Raw genomic sequence first — 21,098 nt, 5'->3', positions numbered from 1 at the left:
TTTTTGCGGGCGGGGCAGGGGGCTTTAACCGCCGTGTTCCACGATCCGCCGCAGTCCGGCAATCTGTCCGGGCAGGTCCCCGGCGCTTGACTGGCAGAAACCGGTCAGCAGCCCCTGTGAGCGGCCTTCAGGATCGTGCGGCGACAGGGGCTGGACCCCATAGCCCGTCTGTGCGGCGCGGCGGCAGATTTGGACGTCCGCCAGCCCGTCCGCCAGATGGAAGGCAACCTGCATCCCGGCGTTATGCCGTCTGAAATACCCGAGCGTGCCGGGCCACTCTGCCAGTGCATCTGCCGCGGCGGCATAGCGTTCGGCATAAAGCCTGCGGGCGCGGCGGATGTGCCGGTCGTACTGGCCGGAGGCCATAAACTCGGCCAGCGGCCGCTGCGCGGTAATTGCGGCGCCGGCGCTGGGCTGGATGAACCCGGCCCGGAACCGCGGCACCAGCGCCGGCGGCAGGATCGCATAACCCAGCCGCAGCGCATGCGAGAAGGTTTTGGAGAAGGTGCCGACGTAGATGCAGCGCCCCTCCCGGTCCAGCGCTGCCATCGCCGGCACCGGCTGGCCGGCATAGCGGAACTCGCTGTCGAAATCATCCTCGATGATCCAGCCGTCCCGCTCCCCGGCTGCCTGCAGGAAGGCCTGCCGTTGCGGCACTGGCAGGGTGCCGCCCAGCGGAAACTGGTGCGACGGCGTCAGCAGCGTGACCTTGGCCATCTGCCGCGGCACCTCCGCGCCGCGTTCCCCGGCCCGCAGCCAGCGCACCGGCCAGCCGCGCGCCTTGGCAAAGCGCTGTGTCGGGGTAAATCCGGGGGCTTCCAGCGCAATGTCCTCGTCCTCCACCAGAAAATCCATCGTGAGCTCCAGCGCCTCGCGCGCGCCGCTTGTCACCAGAACCTGATCCGCGCTGCACTCGATCCCGCGCCAGCGCGCGGCATAGGCGGCAATCTCGCGCCGGAGTTCCGGGTCGCCAAAGGAATCCTCCTGATGGCTCAGGCTGAGCGGGTCCATCCGTGCCACACGTGAAACACAGCGCGCCCAGGACCGGGCCGGAAACACCTCAGGGTCCGGCGCGCCGGGCTGCAACATCCCCGGCGCGGGCGGGACAGCGGCAGGCTGGGGGCGCGGCGGGGCTTCGGGCGGCCGGATCGGCGCCACGTCGCAGACAAAGATCCCGGCACCCCGCCGCGCCTCGGCAAAGCCTTCGGCCACCAGCTGCTCGTAGGCCGTCACCACGGTGGAGCGCGCCACCCCCAGATCCTGCGCCAGCGCCCGGGATGACGGCAGCCGGGTGCCGATGGCCAGGCTGCCATCGCTGACCTGGCGGCGCAGCGCGCTGACGATTTGCAGATAGATGGGCTCGGCGCGGGCCTTGGACAGCAGGCCGGAAAGGTCAATCATACTGGACTGCTCTTTTTGTCGGAAACTGGAAGTTAATTACAGTCCAGTTTGCGCATAGCACTCACCGTGACACAACCAGAATTCACGAGGTCCGCCAATGCGCCAGCCCGACACCGAAACCGCCCTGAAGACAGAGCGCAGCCGCCTGCGCCGTGCTCACGAACGCGGGCTCTATGACCGCGAGACCGTGTATCAGGTGCTCGACGCCATGCCGCTGGCCCATATCGGCTATCAGATCAATGGCGCAACTTCCGTCCTGCCGACGCTGCAATGGCGCGAGGGAGATCATGTCTACTGGCACGGCTCTTCCGCCAGCCGGGCGATCCGGGCGATGGAGGGGGCGGAGGTCTGCCTGACCGTCACCTGCATGGACGGCTACGTGCTGGCGCGTTCGGCGTTTCACCACTCGGTCAACTTCCGCTCCGCGATGCTGTTCGGGGTGGCCGAAAAGGTCACGGATGAGGATGCCAAGGCTGCCAGCCTTAAGGCGATGGTGGACCATATCTTTCCGGGCCGCTGGGACGCGCTGCGTCCGATGACCCGGCAGGAGTTGAAGGCTACCGCCCTCATGCGGATGCCGATCGAGGAGGGCGCTGCCAAGATCCGCTCCGGTGCGCCCAAGGATGACGAGGAGGATTACGCGCTGCCCATCTGGGCGGGCGTGGTGCCGATGGCGATGGAGCTGAAGCCGCCGCAGCCGGATCCTGCCAACATTGAGGGCGTCGCGATGCCGGATCACCTGAGCCGCATCCGCATCGGCTGAAACGAAAAGGGCGCGCCTTACTGGCGCGCCCCAATCCTGTCCGGCTTACTCTGTCTGGCTGGCGTTCCCGGCCCCGCTGCTGACCAGCGCCCCGTTTTCCCAGGTGCCGTCCGCCTGCTGGCCGCTGGCGTACTTCATCGTGCCGGGCCCTTGGCGCTTGCCGTTGACAAAGCTGCCCTCATAAACGTCGCCGTTGGCATAGGTCGCCACGCCCTCGCCAAAAATCTTGCCCTCACGCCATTCGCCTTCGTAGCTGAAGCCGTCGGGCATCACGATTTTGCCTGTGCCCTGCCGCTGGCTGTTTGCAAACTGGCCCGTGTAAACCGACCCGTCGGCATAGGTGACCGTAGCCTCGCCATGGCGCTGCCCGTTCTGCCAGCCGCCGTCATAGCGGTAGCCATCGGCATAGGTCATTACCCCCTTGCCGTGGTTCTTGGCGTTCTTGAAGCCGCCGGTATAGGTGATCCCGTTGGGGTAAGTGGCGGTGCCTTCGCCCTCGATAACCCCGGCAACCCAGTCGCCCTCATAGGTGGACCCGTCGGGATAGGTGATCTTGCCCTTGCCTTCTGCCAGATCGTCGCGGAAATCGCCCTCATAGACCGAACCGTCGGGATAGACTGCCTTGCCCTTTCCCTCGATTTGCCCCTTCACCCATTCGCCGGTGTAGCTGTAGCCGTCCTTTTCGGTGAAAGTGCCGGTGCCGTGGCGCTGATCGTTCAGGAAGTCGCCCGCGTAGACATCGCCATTGGCATATGTCTGCGTGCCTGTGCCGTGGCGGCGGCCCTTTTGCAGTTCGCCTTCATAAATGTCGCCATTGGGCTGCACCAGGCGGCCGGTGCCATGCATCTGGCTCGCCATCCATTCGCCTTCGTAGACCAGTCCGTCGGAGGTCTCCAGCCGGCCTTGCCCCTGCAGCTGGCCATCAGCGACACTGCCTTCATAGACGGTGCCTTCGGCATAGGTGATCTTGGCCTGGCCCTGCTGGCGCCCGTCCACCCAGTCGCCGTCATAGGTGTAGCCGTCAGGTGATTTCATCACCCCCTTGCCGTGCCGCTTGCCGTTGGCAAAGCTGCCCTGATAGCGCACGCCGCTGGCATAGGCCGATACACCGTCGCCATGGATCTGGCCGTCCTGCCATTCACCCTCATAGGTGCCGCCATCGGCGCGGGTCAGCATGCCCAGGCCGTGCGGTTTGCCCTGCGCAAACTCACCCTCATAGACCGAACCGTCCGGGAACCGCGCCACACCCTGGCCGCGCACCTCTCCATCGACCCACTCGCCAGTGTATTCATAGCCGTTCGGCAGCTTGTAGGTGCCGGTGCCATGCTGCAGCCCGTTGCGGAAGGTGCCCTCATACACGCCGCCGATCTCATCCTGCGTGGTGATGATCTCCCCCTCCTGGGCCGAGGCCGGAGCGGCCAGTGCCAGGATCGTGGAAAACGCGAGTACGGTGCCGAAACGGGTCATTCAAAACCTCTGCCTGCCCAGAAATTACGGTGCTGCTGCCATATTGGGTTGCTCGCCCGGAAACTAAGCTACCGCAGGCGGGGCCGCAATGTCTTTTCCCCTCCGGCGGGCCCTTGCCCTTTCCCTTGGCCGCCAATCTGGTAAATGGCTGATGGAGGAATTTTGCAAAGGGCTGATGCAGCATGGCAGACCGTTTCCGCGTGACTTTGGCGCAGCTGAACCCCACGGTGGGCGATCTGGCAGGCAACGCCGCCAAGGCCCGTGCCGCCTGGGAGGAAGGCCGCAAGGCCGGCGCCGATCTGGTGGCGCTGCCGGAAATGTTCATCACCGGCTACAACACCCAGGACCTGGTGATGAAGCCGGTCTTCCATCAGGCCGCCATTGCCGAGGTCGAAAAGCTGGCGGCGGATTGTGCCGATGGTCCGGCCCTGGCGATCGGCGGGCCGTGGGTTGAGGGCGGCAGGCTTTACAACGCCTATCTGATCCTGAAGGGCGGCAAGATCGCCTCGCGCAGCCTCAAGCATCATCTGCCGAACGAGACCGTGTTTGACGAGGTCCGCATCTTCGAAGCCGGTCCTTTGGGCGGCCCGTATTCCGTCAGCAACACCCGCATCGGCTCTCCCATCTGCGAGGACGGCTGGCACGAGGACGTGGCGGAGACCTTGGCTGAGACCGGTGCCGAGTTCCTGCTGATCCCCAACGGCTCGCCCTATTTCCGCAACAAGATGGAGGTGCGCTTCAACCACATGGTTGCGCGCGCGGTCGAAACCCACCTGCCGGTGATTTACCTGAACATGGTGGGCGGCCAGGATGACCAGGTCTTTGACGGCGGTTCCTTTGTCCTGAATCCGGGCGGCGCATTGGCGGTGCAAATGCCGGTGTTCGACGAATGCATTGCACAGATCGACCTCATCCGCACCGACGAAGGCTGGCGCGTGGAGGAAGGCGAGAAGGCGCATCTGCCCGACGAATGGGAGCAGGACTATCGGGTGATGGTCGAGTCCTTGCGCGACTACATGGGCAAAACCGGTTTCAAGAAGGTGCTGCTGGGCCTGTCCGGCGGCGTTGACTCAGCGATCGTGGCGGCGATTGCAGTGGATGCGCTGGGAGCTGAGAACGTCCGCTGCGTCATGCTGCCGTCCGAGTACACCAGCCGGGAATCGCTCGACGATGCCGAAGCTGTCGCCAAGGAGCTGGGCGTCCACTACGACTATGTCCCGATCAGCGAAGGGCGCGAAGCCATCACCAATACGCTGGCGCCGCTGTTCGCCGGTCGCGATGCGGATATCACCGAGGAAAACATCCAGTCCCGCCTGCGCGGCCTGTTGCTGATGGCAATGTCCAACAAGTTCGGCGAGATGCTCCTGACCACCGGCAACAAGTCCGAGGTCGCGGTGGGCTATGCCACCATCTACGGCGACATGAACGGCGGCTACAACCCGATCAAGGATCTTTACAAGACCCGGGTGTTCGAGACCTGCCGCTGGCGCAACGCCAACCACCGCCCCTGGATGAAGGGCCCGGCGGGAGAGGTGATCCGCCCCAACGTGATCGACAAACCGCCTTCGGCTGAACTGCGCGAAGACCAGAAGGACAGCGACAGCCTGCCGGACTACCCGGAGCTGGATGCGATCCTGGAAATCCTTGTCGACCAGGAAGGTTCAATCGCAGATTGCGTCACCGCCGGATTTGACCGCGACGTGGCCAAGCGGGTCGAGCATCTGCTTTATATCAGCGAATACAAACGCTTCCAGTCCGCACCCGGCGCCCGGCTGACGCCGCGCGCGTTCTGGCTGGACCGCCGCTACCCGATTGTGAACCGCTGGCGCGACCCGACCTGAGGCAAGCGTTAACCCATTGAAGGCGCGGATCTTTTCCGCGCTTTTCTGAATTCGGTAAAGCACGTCCCGGTGGCGGTAACGCCCTGATATGCGGCGAAAAAAACACAATGGCGGAAAGCGGCGCAATGGGCGTCGCTTGGACGCTGGACCGCCGATTCCGCAGCGGGCATAGAGGCCGCATGCCTGGACCGAGACTGCCTCATTTCCAATCCAATCTTGCCTTGCCCAAGGCCGTCGACGCCGTGGTGATCGGCGGCGGCATCATTGGCGCCGCCACCGCGCTGGAGCTGGCCGAACGCGGCCACTCGGTGCTCTTGTGCGAAAAGGGACAGATCGCGGGCGAGCAGAGCTCGCGCAACTGGGGGTGGGTGCGGATCTCCTGCCGAGACCCCCGGGAAATCCCGCTGATGGCGGAATCGCTGCGTCTCTGGGAGGGACTGGCAGCGCGCACCGGGCAGGAAACCGGGTTCACCCGCTCCGGCATCCTCTACACTGCGGAAACCGCCAAGCGCGAGGCGCAACTGGAACGCTGGCTGCGCAACCTTGATGGCTGGGGGCAAGGCGCCCGTATGGTGCGCGGGCAGCAGCTGGCGCAGCTGATGCCCGGCCATCAGACCAAAACCCGCAGCGCCCTGCTGACACCGATGGACGGGCGGGCCGAGCCGCAGCTGGCCACCCACGCAATCGCCACTGCCGCCCAGGCCGCGGGCGCCAAGATCATGACCGAATGCGCGGTGCGCAGCGTCGAAACTTCGGCCGGGCGCATCAGCGGGGTGATGACGGAACGCGGCCGCGTCGCCTGCTCGGCGGTGGTGGTGGCGGGCGGCGCCTGGTCGCGGCTGTTTCTGGGCAATGCGGGCATTGGCCTGCCTCAGCTCAAGGTGCTGAACTCGGTCCTGCGCACCTCACCGCTGCAGGGCGGGCCGGAAACCGCTGTGCGCACCGGCAACCTGGGCCTGCGCAAGCGGGCCGATGGCGGCTACACCGTCTCGGACGCGTTGGAGAACATGGTCGATATCGTGCCCGACAGCCTCCGTTTGGGCTGGAAATTCCTGCCCAGCCTGCGGCACGAATGGCGCGCGCTGCAGTTCCGCTTGACCAGCCGCTGGCGCGAGGAGGCGGCCCAGGCCCGCCGCTGGCAGCCGCAGCAGACCACCCCGTTCGAGCTCTGCCGGGTGCTGGACCCCGCGCCTTCGCAAAAGGCGCTGAAAAGCGGCTGGGCGGCGGCGCAGAAAGCCTTTCCGGTGCTGCAGGGCGCCGATGTGGTGCAAAGCTGGGGCGGGCTGATCGACGTGACCCCGGATGCGATCCCGGTGATCTCGCAGGCCGACCGCCTGCCGGGCCTGTTCATCGCCACCGGCTTTTCCGGCCACGGCTTCGGCATAGGCCCGGCCGCGGGCAAGCTGACCGCCGATCTGGTCACCGGTGACAAACCCGTGGTGGACCCGCACGACTTCCGCCTGTCCCGCTTTACCGATGGCAGCAAATACGGCCCGCGAAGCGGCTATTGAACAGCCGCCGTCAGCCCATCAGCTGATAGCTCACCGGCACGTACCGGAACCCCTCGCCGCGGGTCTCGACGAAACCCGCTGCCGGGAACGGCATGTGATAGCCGATCATCGGCAGCTTGTCCGCTGCGAGCATCCCCAGCACCCGACGGCGCGAGGCACTGGCGGCCTCCGGATCGACATCAAAGCTGAACGCCCAATCAGGCCGGGCAAAGCTCCAGACGTAATGGTTGGCCAGGTCCGCCGTCAGCACCAGCTGGCGGTTGCCGCTCTCCAGCATGTAGCACATATGCCCGGGCGTATGGCCAAAGCTGGCCATTGCGGTGATCCCCGGCGCCACGCTCGCGCCGTCATCGACAAAGGTGGTTTTCTCCGCCAGCGGCGTCATGTTCTTGGCCACCAGATCGCCCACCCGGTCGCCCGGGTCGCGCTTGGACCAGAAATTGTATTCCTCCGCCCCAGTCACATACCGGGCGTTCGGAAAGGTTGGCGTGCCATCCGTCATCAGCCCGCCGATATGGTCCGGATGCATATGGGTGATCACCACGACGTTGATCTGGTCCGGCGTCACCCCTGCGGCGGCCAGCGCCTTGGTAATGCCGCCATTGCCCAGCCCGGTGTCAAACAGCACCAGTTCCCCGCCGGTGTCGACCAGTGAGGGCGTGAAATAGAACTGGACGCTGTTGGCAGAGATGAAATTCTCCTCCGACACCTCGGCAAACTCTTCATCGCTTGTATTGCCGCCAAAGATGGCTTTCGGCCCCTCCCGCTGCGCCGAGGCATCCAGCAGAGCGGTAACCGGCATTTCTGCCAGCTTGAACGAATGGGCAACCGGCGCTTCGGCTTGGCCGCCGTGGGCGCCCGCCAGCAGCGGCGTGGCAGCACCAGCAAGGGGCAGTGCGGCGGCGCCGGCCAGGGCCGCGCGGCGGGAGAGGGAAACAGTCATGGCATAACCTCCAGTGGAGTTGGACTGGCCTTACCCTAGCGCTCCGGCGGCAGAGGGCTGTAAACAATCCCGTGATGCGGGTTAGGATAGCGGCAGGAGGCCGCGCCATGAGCCAGAACAAGACCGTCCTGACCGGGTCAAGCGTCGAAGCGTTCCTTGCTGGTGTTGAGCCTGCCCGCAAGACGGCGGAAGCGCAGCAGCTGGATGCGCTGTTCCGCCGGGTAACCGGCTATGAGCCGCAGATGTGGGGGCCTTCGATCATAGGCTACGGCCGCTACCACTACCGCTATGCTTCCGGCCGCGAGGGTGACTTTCTCGCCACCGGCTTCTCGCCTCGAAAAGCACGCCATTCGGTTTACATCATGCCGGGCTATCAGGACTATGGCGCCATCCTCTCCCGCCTGGGCAAGCACAAGCTTGGCAAGAGCTGTCTCTACGTGAACAAGCTCGCCGATATCGACCTGGACGTCCTGGCCGAACTGATCCGCGCAGGCCTGAAGGATCTGAACGCACTCTGGCCGGTACAGCCTGAGTGACTGCCGGGCTTTCATCTTTCCCCAAATACTCGCGCCGCAGGCACGCGCGGAGGCGCGTTAACACTGCCGAAACTGGACAATCGCCCGCCCATGTGACAAGGGGCAAGGCAACAGGAGACTCGTGATGACCACCACCCGTTTTGCCCCGTCGCCGACCGGCTATATCCACGTCGGCAACCTGCGCACCGCGCTGATGAACTATCTGATCGCCCGCAAGGCCGGCGGCACCTTCATCCTGCGCATCGACGACACCGACCCGGAGCGGTCCAAGGAAGAATATGTCGATGCCATCAAGCAGGACCTGGAATGGCTGGGCCTCACTTGGGACAAGGTGGAGCGCCAGTCCGAGCGCCTCGACCGCTATGTCGCCGCCGCCGACAAGCTGCGCGAGATCGGCCGGTTCTACGAGGCGTTTGAGACACCGACCGAGCTGGACCTGAAGCGCAAGAAGCAGCTGAACATGGGTAAGCCGCCGGTCTACGACCGCGCCGCGCTGGCACTGTCGGACGAGGAAAAGGCCAAGCTGCGCGCCGAGCGCGGCGACGGCGTCTGGCGCTTCAAGCTGGATCAACAGCGCATCGAATGGACCGACGGTATCCTGGGCGACATCTCCATCGACGCGGCCTCGGTCTCCGACCCGGTGCTGATCCGCGGCGACGGCCAGTTTCTCTACACCCTGGCCTCGGTGGTCGACGACACCGAGATGGGCGTGACTCATGTGGTGCGCGGCTCCGACCATGTGACCAACACAGCCACCCAGATCCAGATCATCGAGGCACTGGGCGGTTCTGTCCCGTCCTTCGCGCATCACTCGCTGCTGACCGGCCCGCAGGGCGAGGCGCTGTCCAAACGCCTTGGCACCCTGGCCCTGCGCGACCTGCGTGAGGCCGGCGTGCAGCCGATGGCGCTCCTGAGCCTGATGGCGCGCCTCGGTTCCTCCGATCCGGTGGAGCTGCGCTCGGAGATGGCGGAGCTGATCGAAGGTTTCGACATCAACCGCTTCGGCGCCGCGCCGACCAAATTCGATGTCGAGGATCTCTATCCGCTGACCGCCCGCTACCTGCAGTCGCTGCCACTGGAGACCGTGCAAACCCACGTGGACGCGCTGGGTGTTCCGGCAGAGAAGCAGGCGGCCTTCTGGGACATGGCCAAGGAAAACATCACCACGCTCAAAGACCTGGCCGGCTGGTGGGAGCTGTGCCGCGACGGTGCCGAACCGCTGGTGGCTGATGAGGACAAGGACTTCATCGCCGAGGCGATGGCGCTGCTGCCCGAAGGCCCCTATGACAGCGAAAGCTGGGGTAAGTGGACCGCTGCGGTCAAGGAAGCCACCGGCCGCAAGGGCAAGGGCCTGTTCATGCCGCTGCGCAAAGCCGTGACCGGCATGGAGCGCGGCCCCGATATGTCGGCGCTGCTGGCGCTGATGGAAAAGGTCCGGGCCCGCGGTTGATCCGTTTCCGGCAAGACGTTCCAGAAGGGCGGAGCCGCGGGTTCCGCCCTTTTTCGTGCAGTCTCGCCAAGGAGTCGGCGTGGTTCTCCCGCCCGCCGGAACTGCATCAAAGATGCATTCCCTGCCGTTGGGCCGCGCGCCGCGCAGATGCGCGGCGCAGCACCGCGCTTCGGCGCGGTGCCATGCCCAACTGAGCAAGGCGCAGCTCGCCTGCGCCTGAACAGGCGGGAGGGCGCGGGATTGCGGCAGAATGCAGGTCCGGCCTCAGCCTGCTGATCCGCCGGGGTGCTCCTGCCCGATATTTTCCCGCATCTCCGCGGCGGCCTTGGCCATTTCCGGATTGGGGTGGCCCTCCAGCTCCTGCAGCGATTGTTGGACCCATCCCATGACAGAAGGCGAGTCGCTGCCGCAGCGGGCAATCGGAGGATAGGCGCAGCGCAGAAGATGGCGCGCGGTCACCGGCGGCACCTTCACGTTGGGAAATTGCGGCTCCCGGGTGCTGCTGGTCTCATCGGCGGGCATGTTCTCCCACAACAGGCGCCCGAGACGGCCCATCACCTCCACCGCGGTGCCCGGATCATTGATGCCGGGCGACAGCGCCCGCTGAGCCGTCTCCGCCAGCAGGGTGATGCCAAAGGACGGATCCTGATCGAAACTGCGCACATCGCCAATGTCGATCGCCTTGGACGCTGCCTTGCAGAAGTCATTATCCCCGGCCGTGGCCCAGGCTACCGGCTGGCCGCGCAGGATGTATTCTCCCGGGGCACGTGTCAGGGTGATTTCAGTACCGGCTTCGTCAGCAAGCTCATCCAGCTGGGCCAGCCCGGCAAAGCGGACAAAGCCGCTGCGGGCGGCCGGGATTTCCACTGCATCGCCCGGAATGCCTCCGCCGCCGGAGCATTGGCCGCCCAGGCAGGGGGTGTTCAGCCGCGCGCGCATGCTGTCGCGGGTGCGGGATTCGATCAGCCGCAGCGTGTGGTCCATGCTGCCCAGCCCCGACAAATGATCGATCCACCGCAGGATCGCGCCGATGATCAGAAACACCACAAGGATGGTAATGGCAAAGACCACCAGCGCGCCTTCGGGCGTGTAATACCGCGCCCGGAACAGAATCACGCCGCTCAGCGAAAAGATGAAGCCGCCCACGAAGGTCGCCAGCACCCGCTGCGTCACGGTATCTTCCAGCAGCAGCCGGTAAACCCGCGGCGTCGCCATCGACGCGGCGGTGCGGTAGGCGCTGACCATGACGTTGAGCGAAAAGGTGGTGACCGCCAGCATGCCCGAAGCGAGGATGGTCAGCACCGGCAGCACCGCTTCGCGTCCGAAGTCTTCACTCAGACTGTCGGGCAGCAGCGGCTTGGCCAGCGGTGCCAGCAGCAGCGCCAGCAGCGAGAGTATGGAAATCAGAACCACCCGGAACCAAAGCTTGCGGGCAATCCGCCTGAGGTACAGGAGACTCTGCTCAATCATGGGCTGAGCTTATCCGGCGCGCTCCGGTTTTGTCGATCAAATCATCGAACAAGGCTAGCTCCGCACGGCTCAGGCGCTGATGGCGCGGATAGCGGGGCGCTGCCCGGTCGTCCAGAACCGGGGCGTCCCAGCCATCGGTCGTCGCGATAAAGTCATGCACGCCTTCCTCGCCGAACACCTGCAGATAACCCTGCAGCACCACATCCAGATAGCTCAGCAGGATCGGATGCTGCTCGGTGACGCCATTCCGCTTGTCCGCGGCAACGGCATAAACGGAAACTTCGGGTGAGACATCCAGCCCGTGCTGCACCTTGTCCGACGCGGGCAGCCGCTCATAGGCGAACTCGCGTTCATCCAGCGCCGCCCAGTCGGCGCCCGGCACCTCTGCAATCAGCCCGCCGATTGTGCTGGCGGCGCAGGGCACTGCCGACAGAAACGCCACCTCGCGCAGATCCGTATGCACCCAGGCGCGCCGCCAGCCGCGCAGCCGGGCAGGCTGTGCACCGCCATAGCCATGCGTCGCAGTGTTCACCAGGCTGCCGTAGCCAAAGAAGTATGGAGCCGTCATTCGCCGCGCCTTTCTGCCGCAATTCCGGTTATTGATGTATGTCAAACCGCTTTTTCGGCTGTTGTGCAATAAGCGATGCACCATAGCTGCGGGAGCGACCCATGCGCATTACCAAAAGGACCAACATTGCCGTGCGGCTGCTGATGTATTGCGCCGCGCATGAAGACCGCTTGGTGACCAAGGCCGAGATTGCCGAATGCTGCAACATCTCGGAAAACCACTTGGCGCAGGTGATCAACCAGCTGAGCCAGCTTGGCTATCTGTCCACCCAGCGCGGCCGCAACGGCGGCATGAACCTGGGCAAGCCCGCGGCAGAGATCCGGATCGGCGACGTGTTCCGGGATGTCGAAGGCAACCTGCCGATGGTCGAATGCTTTGCCGATGCCGACAACACCTGCCCGCTGTCTGATGCCTGCCGCCTCAAGGTGGCGCTGGCGGACGCTGCACAGGCCTTCTACGCCTCGCTCGATGACATTTCCCTGGAGTCGCTGGTCTGCGACAACCACGACCTGTTGCGCATTCTGCAGCCGGTGTCCTGCGGCGCCCGCTGAGGCCGCCGCAGTCCTGATCATTCGCGGGCCCGCAGGATGCGGGCCGGTTTGGCGGCCAGCGGCCGCAGCGCAAAGGCCAGCCCGGCCAGCAGCGTGGTCAGCACCCCGCCTGAAATGACCATCAGCGCATTCGGCCAGATCACCGTGTATCCCGTCTCGAACACATAGGCGTTGATGGCCCAGGCTCCGGCGATGCCGGCCGCCAGCGCCACCAGCCCGGCTGCTGCTCCCAGCAGGGCCGAGCGCAGCGCAAAGCTCAGCAGGATCTGCTTGCGCGGGGCGCCCAGCGTTTTCAGCAGCGCGGCTTCATACCGCCGCGCAGGCTCCCCGGCAGCCGCGGTTCCCAAAAGCACCAGAAACCCGGTCAGCAGCGTCGCCGCCGCGCCATAGGCGGTGGCGGCAGCCAGCTGGCGCAGGATATCCGACACCCTGTCGATGGCATCGCGCATCCGGATCGCGGTGATATTCGGCATCTCCCGCGCCAGATCGCGCAGGATCGCCGCCTCTGCCTGCTCCTCGGCATAGACGGTGGCGATGAAACTGTGCGGTGCACCCGCTAGCGCGGCCTCGTTCAGCACCATCACAAAGCCCATGCCCGCGGTGGAGAAATCCACGTTGCGGAAGCTGGTGATGGTGCCGGTGATATCGCGGCCCAGAATGTTCAGCGTCAGCGTGTCGCCCAGCTTGAGCCCCAGTTCCTCGGCCTCCTCGGCGGCAAAGCTGATTTGCGGATCACCCGAATAATCCTCAGCCCACCATGTGCCTGCGGTAACCTCGGTGCTTTCCGGCTGGGCCGCTGCATAGGTGATGCCCCGGTCACCGCGCACCACCCAATGGTCGCCCGCCACCTCGGTGGCAGGCTGGCCGTTGATCCGGGTCAGCACGCCGCGCAGCATCGGCGCGTTTTCCACCCGGGTCACGGCGGGGTCATTCTCCACCCGTTCCAGGAAGCTGGGCATCTGGCTGCGCTGAATATCGACAAAGAAATAGGAGGGCGCCACATCCGGCAGGTTGCCGGCAATCGCCCGGCGCATGTTGCCGTCGATCTGGCCGATGGCCGCCAGAACGGTCAGCCCCAGCCCCAGCGCCAGCACCGCGGGCACCGCGCCGTCGCGCGCGCTGCCAATGGACGACAGCGCCCACCGCAGGGCAGGGCGCCCGCGCGACGCCCCGGTGCCGCGGCGCGCCGCAAAGCCGATCCCCAGCGCGGCGACCAGCAGCACCAGCAGCGCCCCCATCAGCCCGCCTGCGGTCCACAGCGTCAGCTGCGCCGAGCCGCTGAACCACGCCGCCAGCCCCACCAGCGCCGCCAGCGCCAGCGCAGTTGCCAGCAAATAGCGCGGTGCGGGCAGCCGTGTACGGCTGGCAAAGGCATCCCGGAACAAGGAGGCCGCGCGGATCCGCTCGGCCCGGGCCAGCGGCCACAAGGCAAAGATGAAGGCGGTCAGCACACCATAGACGGCGGCCTCTGCCAGGGCAGACGGATAAAGCGAAAACACCGCCGGAAACGGCAGCTGCGCCGCAATCAGCGGCCCCAGCAGCATCGGCCCCACGCCGCCCAGCACCAGCCCGAAGCCGACTCCGATCAGCGTCAGCGCACCGATCTGCAGAAAGTAGGTGAGGAAGATCGTCTGCCGCTCCGCCCCCAGCGTGCGCAGGGTGGCTATGGTCGCGGTCTTGGTGGCCAGATAGGCCCGCACGGCGGCAGAAACACCGACCCCGCCCACTGCCAGCCCCGACAGGCCCACAAGCACCAGGAACCCGCCCAGCCGCTCGACAAAGGTGGTGATCCCCGGCGCGCCGTTGCGGGCATCGCGCCAGCGCATGCCGGTTGTTTCAAACAGCCCCTCGGCCTCCGCCTGCAGGGCGGCCAGATCGCTGCCCGGCGGCAGTTCCATCCGGTATTTGGTGTCAAACAGCGTGCCCGGCTCCAGCAGGCCGGACCCGGCCAGGTCCTCACTCCTGACCATGGTGCGCGGCCCCAGCTCAAAGCCGGAGGCGGCGGCGTCCGGCTCCAGCGCAATCATCGCAGTCAGCGTGAAGTCCTGTGTGCCAAGCCGGAATGTATCCCCCGGCTGCAGGCCCAGACGGTCGGCCAGAACCCGGTCCATCACCGCGCCCGGCAAGCCTTCTGCGCCCGCCAGCGCCGTCTCCAGCGGCATGTCAGGGGTCAGCTCCATCTCCCCTTTCAACGGGTAGAGACCGTCCACAGCCTTCACCTGGGTCAGGCCGCGCTCCTCTCCCACCGTGGCCATGGAGCGGAATTCGGCAATCCCGGAATAGCGGACCGCCGTCCGCTCCACCCAGGCAAGCTCATCCTCATTGGCAAACCGGTAGGTGAAATTCAGCTCCGCATCGCCGCCCAGGATCGTCGCGCCCTCGCGCTCCAACCCGGTTTCGATGGAGGCGCGGATCGAGCCGATGGCGGCGATCACCCCAACCCCCAGCGCCAGGCAGGCCAGGAAAATGCGAAACCCCTTCAGGCCGCCGCGCAACTCCCGCAGGGCAAAGCGCCAGGCCAGGCGGAGGGCGGAACCGCTCATTCCGCCGCCTCGCGCGCGGCGTCTCCGTCAACGCGGCCGTCGCGCAGCCGGACCACCCGGTCGCAGCGTGCCGCCAGTTCCGGCGCGTGGGTGACCATCACCAGCGTCGCGCCATAGCGGTCCCGCAGGCCGAACAGCAGGTCCATCACCGCCTCGCCATTGGCCTCATCCAGGTTGCCGGTCGGCTCATCCGCCAGCAGGATCGCAGGCCGCGGCGCCAGGGCACGCGCCAGCGCCACCCGCTGCTGCTCGCCGCCGGACATCTGCGCCGGGAAGTGACCGGCCCGGTGGCCCAGGCCCACGGCCTCCAGCTCCGCCTGGGCGCGGTCAAAGGCATCCTTCACCCCCGCCAGCTCCAGCGGCGTCGCCACATTCTCCAGCGCGGTCATGGTCGGGATCAGGTGAAAGCTTTGAAACACCACACCCATGTTATTGCGGCGGAACCGGGCCAGCGCGTCCTCATCCATTGCGGTCAGATCCGCACCCAGGGCCGTCACCCGGCCGCCGGTTGCCTGCTCCAGCCCGCCCATCAGCATCAACAGCGACGACTTGCCGGACCCGGACGGCCCCACCAGTCCCAAAGTCTCCCCCTGCCGCACGTCCAGCGAGATACCGTGCAAAATCTCTACCGGGCCGGTATTGCTATTCAGGGTCAAACTCGCATCTAAAAGATGAAGAACGGGGCTGTTTTGCTGGGTCATCGGGCCTGCCTGTTGGATCCACCTTTCGGATATGGAGTGTTTGCGGCGATGCGCAAGATACTGGCACTGTTGAGTTTGCTGCTTTTTTCGGGCGCCGCATGGGCCGAACCGCTGCGGATCACCGCGCTTGGCGACAGTCTGGTGCAGGGTTACGGGCTGCCGCAGGGCCAGGGGCTGGTGCCGCAGCTGGAGCGCTGGCTGAACGAAAACGGCGCCGAAGTTGTCCTGCAAAATGCCGGGGTCTCCGGTGACACAACCGCGGGCGGGGCTGAGCGGGCAGAGTGGACTTTGTCAGATAATCCGGACGGGCTGATCGTGCTATTGGGCGGCAATGACCTGCTGCGCGGGCTGGCGCCGGAGGAGGCGCGCGCCAACCTGAGCCGCATTCTGCAGACTGCCAAGGACCAGGACATCGAAATCCTGCTGGTCGGCATGAAGGCCCCGCGCAACTACGGGCCGGACTACAAGCAGGCGTTTGACGCGATCTACCCGGAGCTGGCGGCAGAGTTTGGCGCGGTGCTGCATCCGGACGCCTTTGCAGGCATGGCCGTGGAAGCAGGCGGAGACCCGGCGGCGGCGCAGGCGCTGATGCAGGACGACGGCATCCACCCCAACGCCGAAGGCGTTGCGCTGAATGCGGCAGCCATAGGGCCGGCGGCCCTGCAGCTGATCGAGGCGATCGGCGAGTGAAAACAGCCCTTTCAGTCAGGGCTGCTTCAAAATCTCATTTCAGATCAGAGGATCAGGAAACCAGCGCGATATCCACTGCGGATTCACGGCCATCACGGCCCGCGCGCAGCTCATAGGTCACTTTCTGATTATCCGCCAGGCCGGTCAGCCCGGAACGTTCAACAGCGGAAATATGGACAAAAATGTCCTTGCCGCCGTCTTCGGGTGCAATAAAGCCATAGCCTTTGGTGGTGTTGAACCATTTGACGGTGCCAGTGGCCATCGTCGTGTACTCCTAAGTCGTCTTCAGTTCTCTGCCCGCTTATGCGGCAGCCCGGCAAGTTTTGCGGATGATCATGACCGCGCCGGGTGAGGTACAGTGATGGCATTCGCGTAACATCGCCGTGACAGAATTGGGTGCGAATCCCCTCTGGTGCAAGAAAAATGCTGTGTGATCCGGGGTTTTGCGGCAAAATCCCGCAGAGCGGCGGCTAAAGCACCGTCACAACCGTGCCCAGCGGCACCCGTTCGTACAGGTCGACCACATGTTCGTTCATCATCCGGATACAGCCGTTTGACACCGAATGGCCGATGGTCTGCGGCTGGTTGGTGCCGTGGATCCGGAAATAGGTGTCGACGCCGTTCTGGAACAGGTACAGCGCCCGCGCGCCCAGCGGATTGTCCGGCCCGCCCGGCTGGATGTACTCGTTGTCAATGAATTTGGCATAGGCCCTGGGATCGCGCTCGATCATCTCGTCGGTGGGGCGCCAGGTCGGCCAGACCTTCTTGCGTTCGATGACCGCTTGGCCGGTGAACTCCAGCCCGGCCTTGCCGACGCCCACGCCATAGCGGATCGCCTTGCGCTTATCGGTCACCAGATACAGGTAATAGGACCGCGGCAGCACCAGGATCTGGCCCGGGGCGAAATCCTTCTTGATCCGCACTTCCTGCGGCACCGGGTCAAACACCACTGGGTCTTTCTTGCGTGCGAGCGCAGGCAGCGGCAGCAAAGAGGCCGCGGCAGCCGCAGTGCCCGTGCTCAGAATCTTCCGGCGTGAAATCATGGCCATACCCCTGAACGTCTGTTGCATCTCTCTTTATCTTCCGGCGCGAACCGCGACCGGTCAACGGGTTTCCGCAGCCCGGGCCGCAAGTGTTGCATGCGGTGTCTTGCACAGGGGCGCAGGGCGTCTATATCCGGATCTGTGCGACTGATTGAGGAGGCGATGGAATGGGAGCCAAGACCCTGACCTGCCTGTCCTGTGCCCAGCTGAACCGGGTGCCGGAGGACAAGCTGGGCCGCGGCCCGAAATGCGCCACCTGCGGCGCGGCGCTGCTGCCGGGCAAGCCAATCGACGTTGATCCTGCCATCCTGCAAAAGGCTGTCCGGAACGATGATTTGCCGCTGGTGGCAGATTTCTGGGCACCTTGGTGCGGGCCCTGCCGCTCCATGGCGCCGGAGTTCGCCAAGGCGGCCAAGGCGCTGGACGGCCGGGCCAGGCTGGTCAAGCTCAACACCCAGGACCATGCGTCCGCCGGCGCCCGCTACCGGATCCGAGGCATTCCCACCTTGATCGCCTTCGAGCGCGGCAAGGAGAAAAAGCGCCAGTCGGGCGTGATGCGGCAGAACCAGATCACTGGCTGGCTGCGCAGTTAACCAGCGGGCCGCTTGCTTCCGGCACGGCCCTCTTGCGGAGATAGCAGGCGCGCCCCCGCGGTTGCGGGTTATTCGGCGTACAGCAGGTCTCCAGACTGTGCTGATTGCTGCTGGTCTTCACGGCGGGCGCTGCTCATGAACAAATAGGCGACCAGGATCAGACACAAGAGCGCAGCGGTGAAGGGGTAGAGCAAGACCGCGACCCAGGCAGGCCAGCCTGCAAGCAGCACAGCCGAAAGCATCAAGCCCAAACCGCTGATTGCTCCGAAAACTGAACTTACCCAAGCCATGCCATCGCTCCTATGCTCGCTCAACGCCTACTAAAGGTAGAAACCGGCGAGGCGCGAAACAACTGCGCAAAAGACTGAAGCGGCTGTCATATAAGTAGAATTTTAGCGGCCGGCTACGCCTTTGGTGGTAGTGCGGCGCTCCGCCGCCTGGCCGTTCCCGCCGTTTCAGGCGGTGGCTGTATCCGCCATTCCGGCATCCAACCGGCCCTCAGGACCGTCTGTGGGACCGCGCCAGGCCAGCAAGGCCGTCGTCAAAAGCGCCACAGCCGTCCCGGCCCCCGTATACACCAGCAGGCTGAGCCAGAGCGGCAGGCCGAGTGCCGAGTACCCAAGAACCGATGCGAACAGCCCCGCGATCATTCCAAGGAAAATGCCTGCCCAAGCCATAATGCCTCCTGTTCTGCTGCGCGGGCCGGGCCTTGATGGTCCGGTTGCAACCGCTTGCTTGCACACCACCCTGCAGGAGAAAGTGTTCAAAAGGGGTTAACAAAATAAGCTTCCACTGCGCCTGCTCAGAATGAACCGGCTGATCCTGGCCGCCTGACGCGATGGTAGCGAAGAGTTCCGAGAACACGAAACAGAGGATCAAAGCAATTTTAGCGATCTGCCCTTATGGAGCGTGGCGCGCATCGGCCTGGCCTGCGCTTTGTGTGGCAGAATAGATTTCAAGGCGGACGCCGTAATTCGAAAATTCAGCGCTGCTGCCGGCTTCTTCAGCATAAACAGGAAGGGCGGCCGCCAAGACCGCCCTCCCAAGAAATCACCGTTATCGCACGGTTACCGCACAAATTTCTTGTGCTTCAGGCGCTTGGGCTCCAGCGCGTCGGGACCCAGGCGGCGCTTCTTGTCCTCTTCGTAGTCCTCGAAGTTGCCCTCGAACCACTCCACATGCGCGTCGCCCTCGAAGGCCAGAATGTGGGTACAGATCCGGTCGAGGAAGAAACGGTCGTGCGAGATCACCACGGCACAGCCGGCGAAATCGACCAGCGCGTCTTCCAGCGCCCGCAGGGTTTCCACGTCCAGGTCGTTGGTCGGTTCGTCGAGCAGCAGCACGTTGCCGCCCTCTTTCAGCAGCCGCGCCATGTGGACGCGATTGCGCTCACCGCCCGACAGGAGCGAGAGTTTCTTTTGCTGGTCGCCGCCCTTGAAGTTGAAGGAGGAGCAATAGGCGCGGGAATTGACCTGCGCGTCGCCCAGCTCGATGATCTCGGCACCGCCGGAGATCGCCTCCCACACGGTGTCGTTGTCGTTCAGGTCATCGCGCGACTGGTCGACATAGGACAGCTTCACGGTGTCGCCGTACTCAACAGAGCCCTCATCGGGCTGCTCCTGGCCGGTCAGCATCTTGAACAGGGTCGATTTACCGGCGCCGTTGGGGCCGATCACGCCGACGATGCCGCCGGGCGGCAGCGAGAAGTCGAGGCCTTCGATCAGCTGCTTGTCGCCATAGTGCTTGGCCAGGCCATTGACTTCGATCACCTTGGAACCCAGGCGCGGGCCGTTCGGAATGACGATCTGTGCGCGGCCGACCTTTTCGCGCTCGGACTGGCTGGCCATCTCGTTGTAGGCCTGGATACGCGCCTTGGATTTCGCCTGGCGGGCTTTCTGGCCCTGGCGCATCCATTCCAGCTCGCGCTCCAGCGTCTTCTGCTTGGCCTTGTCCTCGCGGGCTTCCTGCTCCAGCCGCTTGGCCTTCTGCTCCAGCCAGGCCGAGTAGTTGCCCTCGTAGGGAATGCCGCGGCCGCGGTCGAGCTCCAGGATCCAACCCGTAATATCATCCAGGAAGTAACGGTCGTGGGTGACGCAGAGGATGGTGCCCTTGTAGTCGATCAGGTGCTGCTGCAGCCAGGCGATGGTCTCGGCGTCCAGGTGGTTGGTCGGTTCGTCGAGGAGCAGCATGTCGGGCGCTTCCAGCAGCAGCTTGCACAGTGCCACGCGGCGGCGCTCACCGCCCGACAGATTGGCGGGCATCGCATCGTCCGGCGGGCAGCGCAGCGCCTCCATCGACACGTCCACCTGGCTGTCCAGATCCCACAGGTTCTGGGCGTCGATCTCGTCCTGCAGCTTGGCCATCTCCTCGGCGGTCTCGTCCGAGTAGTTCATCGCCAGCTCGTTGTAGCGGTCCAGGATGTCCTTCTTGGCCTGAACGCCCAGCATGACGTTTTCACGCACGGTCAGGTTTTCATCCAGCTGCGGCTCCTGCGGCAGATAGCCGACCTTGGCGCCTTCGGCCGCCCAGGCCTCGCCGGTGTAATCCTTGTCGAGGCCGGCCATGATCTTCATCAGGGTGGACTTACCGGCGCCGTTGACGCCGACCACACCGATCTTCACGCCGGGCAGGAAGGAGAGGTGGATGTTTTCAAAGCATTTCTTGCCACCCGGGTAGGTCTTGGAGACACCCTGCATGTGGTAGACGTACTGGTAGGAGGCCATCTGATTGCTCCGTTAAGGGGGGAATTTGCTGGCGGGAGTGATAGCCGAAGGGCGCAGGCGGGGCAATGAGGGATGCAGCGCGCCGGGCAATGTGCCCGGACCGCACAAAGGGCGCCCGCAGCCTGCCCTTGCCCGACTCACCCCTTCGGGCGCAGACTGTAGGGCACCAGAAACACGAGGGCGCCCCGGATTGCCGTTTGCCGCGCCCAGACCTGAAGAAGCCGCCGGAATGCGAGCCGCACAGGCCCCGGTGAAACACTGGGCCGTTCCGGCCCGATGGCGGCACAGACCTGAGCCAGAGCGG

Annotated in this window: 20 protein-coding genes; 8 read left to right on the top strand and 12 right to left on the bottom strand. The window is 65.0% G+C overall.

Features of this window, described 5'->3' with window-relative positions; genetic code table 11:
- Nucleotides 1–24 precede the first annotated feature (24 nt).
- A complete protein-coding gene (gene pdxR, locus AC5STI_RS11185) occupies nt 25–1,401 on the bottom strand; it encodes a MocR-like pyridoxine biosynthesis transcription factor PdxR (protein WP_495446690.1) in 1,377 nt (458 codons plus the stop codon).
- A 97-nt stretch (nt 1,402–1,498) separates the two neighbouring features.
- Between pdxR and AC5STI_RS11180 the strand changes: the two genes are divergently transcribed.
- Nucleotides 1,499–2,164: a pyridoxamine 5'-phosphate oxidase family protein gene (locus AC5STI_RS11180; RefSeq protein WP_495446689.1), complete on the top strand. Its 666-nt coding sequence runs from the start codon at nt 1,499–1,501 to the stop codon at nt 2,162–2,164.
- A 45-nt stretch (nt 2,165–2,209) separates the two neighbouring features.
- On the opposite strand, the gene AC5STI_RS11175 is transcribed toward AC5STI_RS11180, so the two are convergent.
- Nucleotides 2,210–3,631, bottom strand: coding sequence for an MORN repeat-containing protein (locus tag AC5STI_RS11175; RefSeq protein WP_495446688.1), 1,422 nt, complete (start codon nt 3,629–3,631; stop codon nt 2,210–2,212).
- A gap of 182 nt (nt 3,632–3,813) precedes the next feature.
- On the opposite strand from AC5STI_RS11175, the gene AC5STI_RS11170 reads away from it, so the two are divergent.
- Nucleotides 3,814–5,472: an NAD+ synthase gene (locus tag AC5STI_RS11170; protein WP_495446687.1), complete on the top strand. Its 1,659-nt coding sequence runs from the start codon at nt 3,814–3,816 to the stop codon at nt 5,470–5,472.
- Between the two features lie 179 nt (nt 5,473–5,651).
- Nucleotides 5,652–6,983, top strand: coding sequence for an NAD(P)/FAD-dependent oxidoreductase (locus AC5STI_RS11165; RefSeq protein WP_495446686.1), 1,332 nt, complete (start codon nt 5,652–5,654; stop codon nt 6,981–6,983).
- Between the two features lie 10 nt (nt 6,984–6,993).
- Here AC5STI_RS11165 and AC5STI_RS11160 read toward each other — a convergent pair whose 3' ends face one another.
- On the bottom strand, nt 6,994–7,926 hold the full coding sequence (locus tag AC5STI_RS11160) for an MBL fold metallo-hydrolase (protein WP_495446685.1): 933 nt from the start codon (nt 7,924–7,926) through the stop codon (nt 6,994–6,996).
- A 107-nt stretch (nt 7,927–8,033) separates the two neighbouring features.
- Here AC5STI_RS11160 and AC5STI_RS11155 point away from each other — a divergent pair, with 107 nt between their 5' ends.
- Both AC5STI_RS11155 and gltX read left to right on the top strand, forming a co-directional pair.
- Nucleotides 8,034–8,462 (top strand): DUF1801 domain-containing protein, encoded by a 429-nt coding sequence (locus tag AC5STI_RS11155; RefSeq protein ID WP_495446684.1) that lies wholly within the window; start codon nt 8,034–8,036, stop codon nt 8,460–8,462.
- Between the two features lie 124 nt (nt 8,463–8,586).
- Nucleotides 8,587–9,912: a glutamate--tRNA ligase gene (gene gltX, locus AC5STI_RS11150; RefSeq protein ID WP_495446683.1), complete on the top strand. Its 1,326-nt coding sequence runs from the start codon at nt 8,587–8,589 to the stop codon at nt 9,910–9,912.
- Nucleotides 9,913–10,176: 264 nt separating this feature from the next.
- Here the strand turns inward: gltX and AC5STI_RS11145 are convergent, their stop codons facing one another.
- Entirely contained in the window at nt 10,177–11,382 is a 1,206-nt protein-coding gene (locus tag AC5STI_RS11145) for a DUF2254 domain-containing protein (protein ID WP_495446682.1), read from the bottom strand.
- On the bottom strand, nt 11,375–11,950 hold the full coding sequence (locus tag AC5STI_RS11140) for a gamma-glutamylcyclotransferase family protein (protein ID WP_490399822.1): 576 nt from the start codon (nt 11,948–11,950) through the stop codon (nt 11,375–11,377). Before AC5STI_RS11140 ends, AC5STI_RS11145 begins: the two co-directional genes overlap by 8 nt.
- A 101-nt stretch (nt 11,951–12,051) precedes the next feature.
- On the opposite strand from AC5STI_RS11140, the gene AC5STI_RS11135 reads away from it, so the two are divergent.
- A complete protein-coding gene (locus AC5STI_RS11135) occupies nt 12,052–12,501 on the top strand; it encodes an RrF2 family transcriptional regulator (protein ID WP_490399823.1) in 450 nt (149 codons plus the stop codon).
- A 17-nt stretch (nt 12,502–12,518) separates the two neighbouring features.
- Here the strand turns inward: AC5STI_RS11135 and AC5STI_RS11130 are convergent, their stop codons facing one another.
- Together AC5STI_RS11130 and AC5STI_RS11125 are read right to left on the bottom strand one after the other, a co-directional pair.
- Nucleotides 12,519–15,044, bottom strand: coding sequence for an ABC transporter permease (locus tag AC5STI_RS11130; RefSeq protein ID WP_495446681.1), 2,526 nt, complete (start codon nt 15,042–15,044; stop codon nt 12,519–12,521).
- Complete coding sequence (locus AC5STI_RS11125) at nt 15,041–15,745, bottom strand: ABC transporter ATP-binding protein (protein WP_495446680.1); 705 nt, start codon at nt 15,743–15,745, stop codon at nt 15,041–15,043. The genes AC5STI_RS11130 and AC5STI_RS11125 overlap by 4 nt, the downstream gene beginning before the upstream one ends.
- A gap of 48 nt (nt 15,746–15,793) precedes the next feature.
- Between AC5STI_RS11125 and AC5STI_RS11120 the strand changes: the two genes are divergently transcribed.
- Nucleotides 15,794–16,435 carry an arylesterase gene (locus tag AC5STI_RS11120; protein ID WP_495446679.1) on the top strand — a complete coding sequence of 214 codons (642 nt, stop codon included), beginning with the start codon at nt 15,794–15,796 and terminating at the stop codon, nt 16,433–16,435.
- A 52-nt stretch (nt 16,436–16,487) separates the two neighbouring features.
- On the opposite strand, the gene AC5STI_RS11115 is transcribed toward AC5STI_RS11120, so the two are convergent.
- Nucleotides 16,488–16,697 carry a cold-shock protein gene (locus tag AC5STI_RS11115; protein WP_008557431.1) on the bottom strand — a complete coding sequence of 70 codons (210 nt, stop codon included), beginning with the start codon at nt 16,695–16,697 and terminating at the stop codon, nt 16,488–16,490.
- Nucleotides 16,698–16,905: 208 nt separating this feature from the next.
- Entirely contained in the window at nt 16,906–17,478 is a 573-nt protein-coding gene (locus AC5STI_RS11110) for a L,D-transpeptidase (protein ID WP_495446678.1), read from the bottom strand.
- Nucleotides 17,479–17,645: 167 nt separating this feature from the next.
- Here AC5STI_RS11110 and trxC point away from each other — a divergent pair, with 167 nt between their 5' ends.
- Nucleotides 17,646–18,071, top strand: coding sequence for a thioredoxin TrxC (gene trxC, locus AC5STI_RS11105; RefSeq protein ID WP_495446677.1), 426 nt, complete (start codon nt 17,646–17,648; stop codon nt 18,069–18,071).
- A 68-nt stretch (nt 18,072–18,139) separates the two neighbouring features.
- Here trxC and AC5STI_RS11100 read toward each other — a convergent pair whose 3' ends face one another.
- The 3 genes from AC5STI_RS11100 to ettA form a co-directional block, all read right to left on the bottom strand.
- Nucleotides 18,140–18,361, bottom strand: a complete 222-nt coding sequence (locus AC5STI_RS11100; RefSeq protein ID WP_475047357.1) for a hypothetical protein — start codon at nt 18,359–18,361, stop codon at nt 18,140–18,142.
- 165 nt (nt 18,362–18,526) lie between these two features.
- Nucleotides 18,527–18,748 (bottom strand): hypothetical protein, encoded by a 222-nt coding sequence (locus tag AC5STI_RS11095; RefSeq protein WP_475047356.1) that lies wholly within the window; start codon nt 18,746–18,748, stop codon nt 18,527–18,529.
- Nucleotides 18,749–19,138: 390 nt separating this feature from the next.
- On the bottom strand, nt 19,139–20,794 hold the full coding sequence (ettA, locus tag AC5STI_RS11090) for an energy-dependent translational throttle protein EttA (RefSeq protein ID WP_475047354.1): 1,656 nt from the start codon (nt 20,792–20,794) through the stop codon (nt 19,139–19,141).
- Nucleotides 20,795–21,098 lie beyond the last annotated feature (304 nt).

The organism is Leisingera sp. CC-HEC096 (assembly GCF_059429235.1).
The sequence above is the reverse complement of the archived record's forward strand: the minus strand, read 5'-3'. Positions and strand labels throughout refer to the sequence as shown.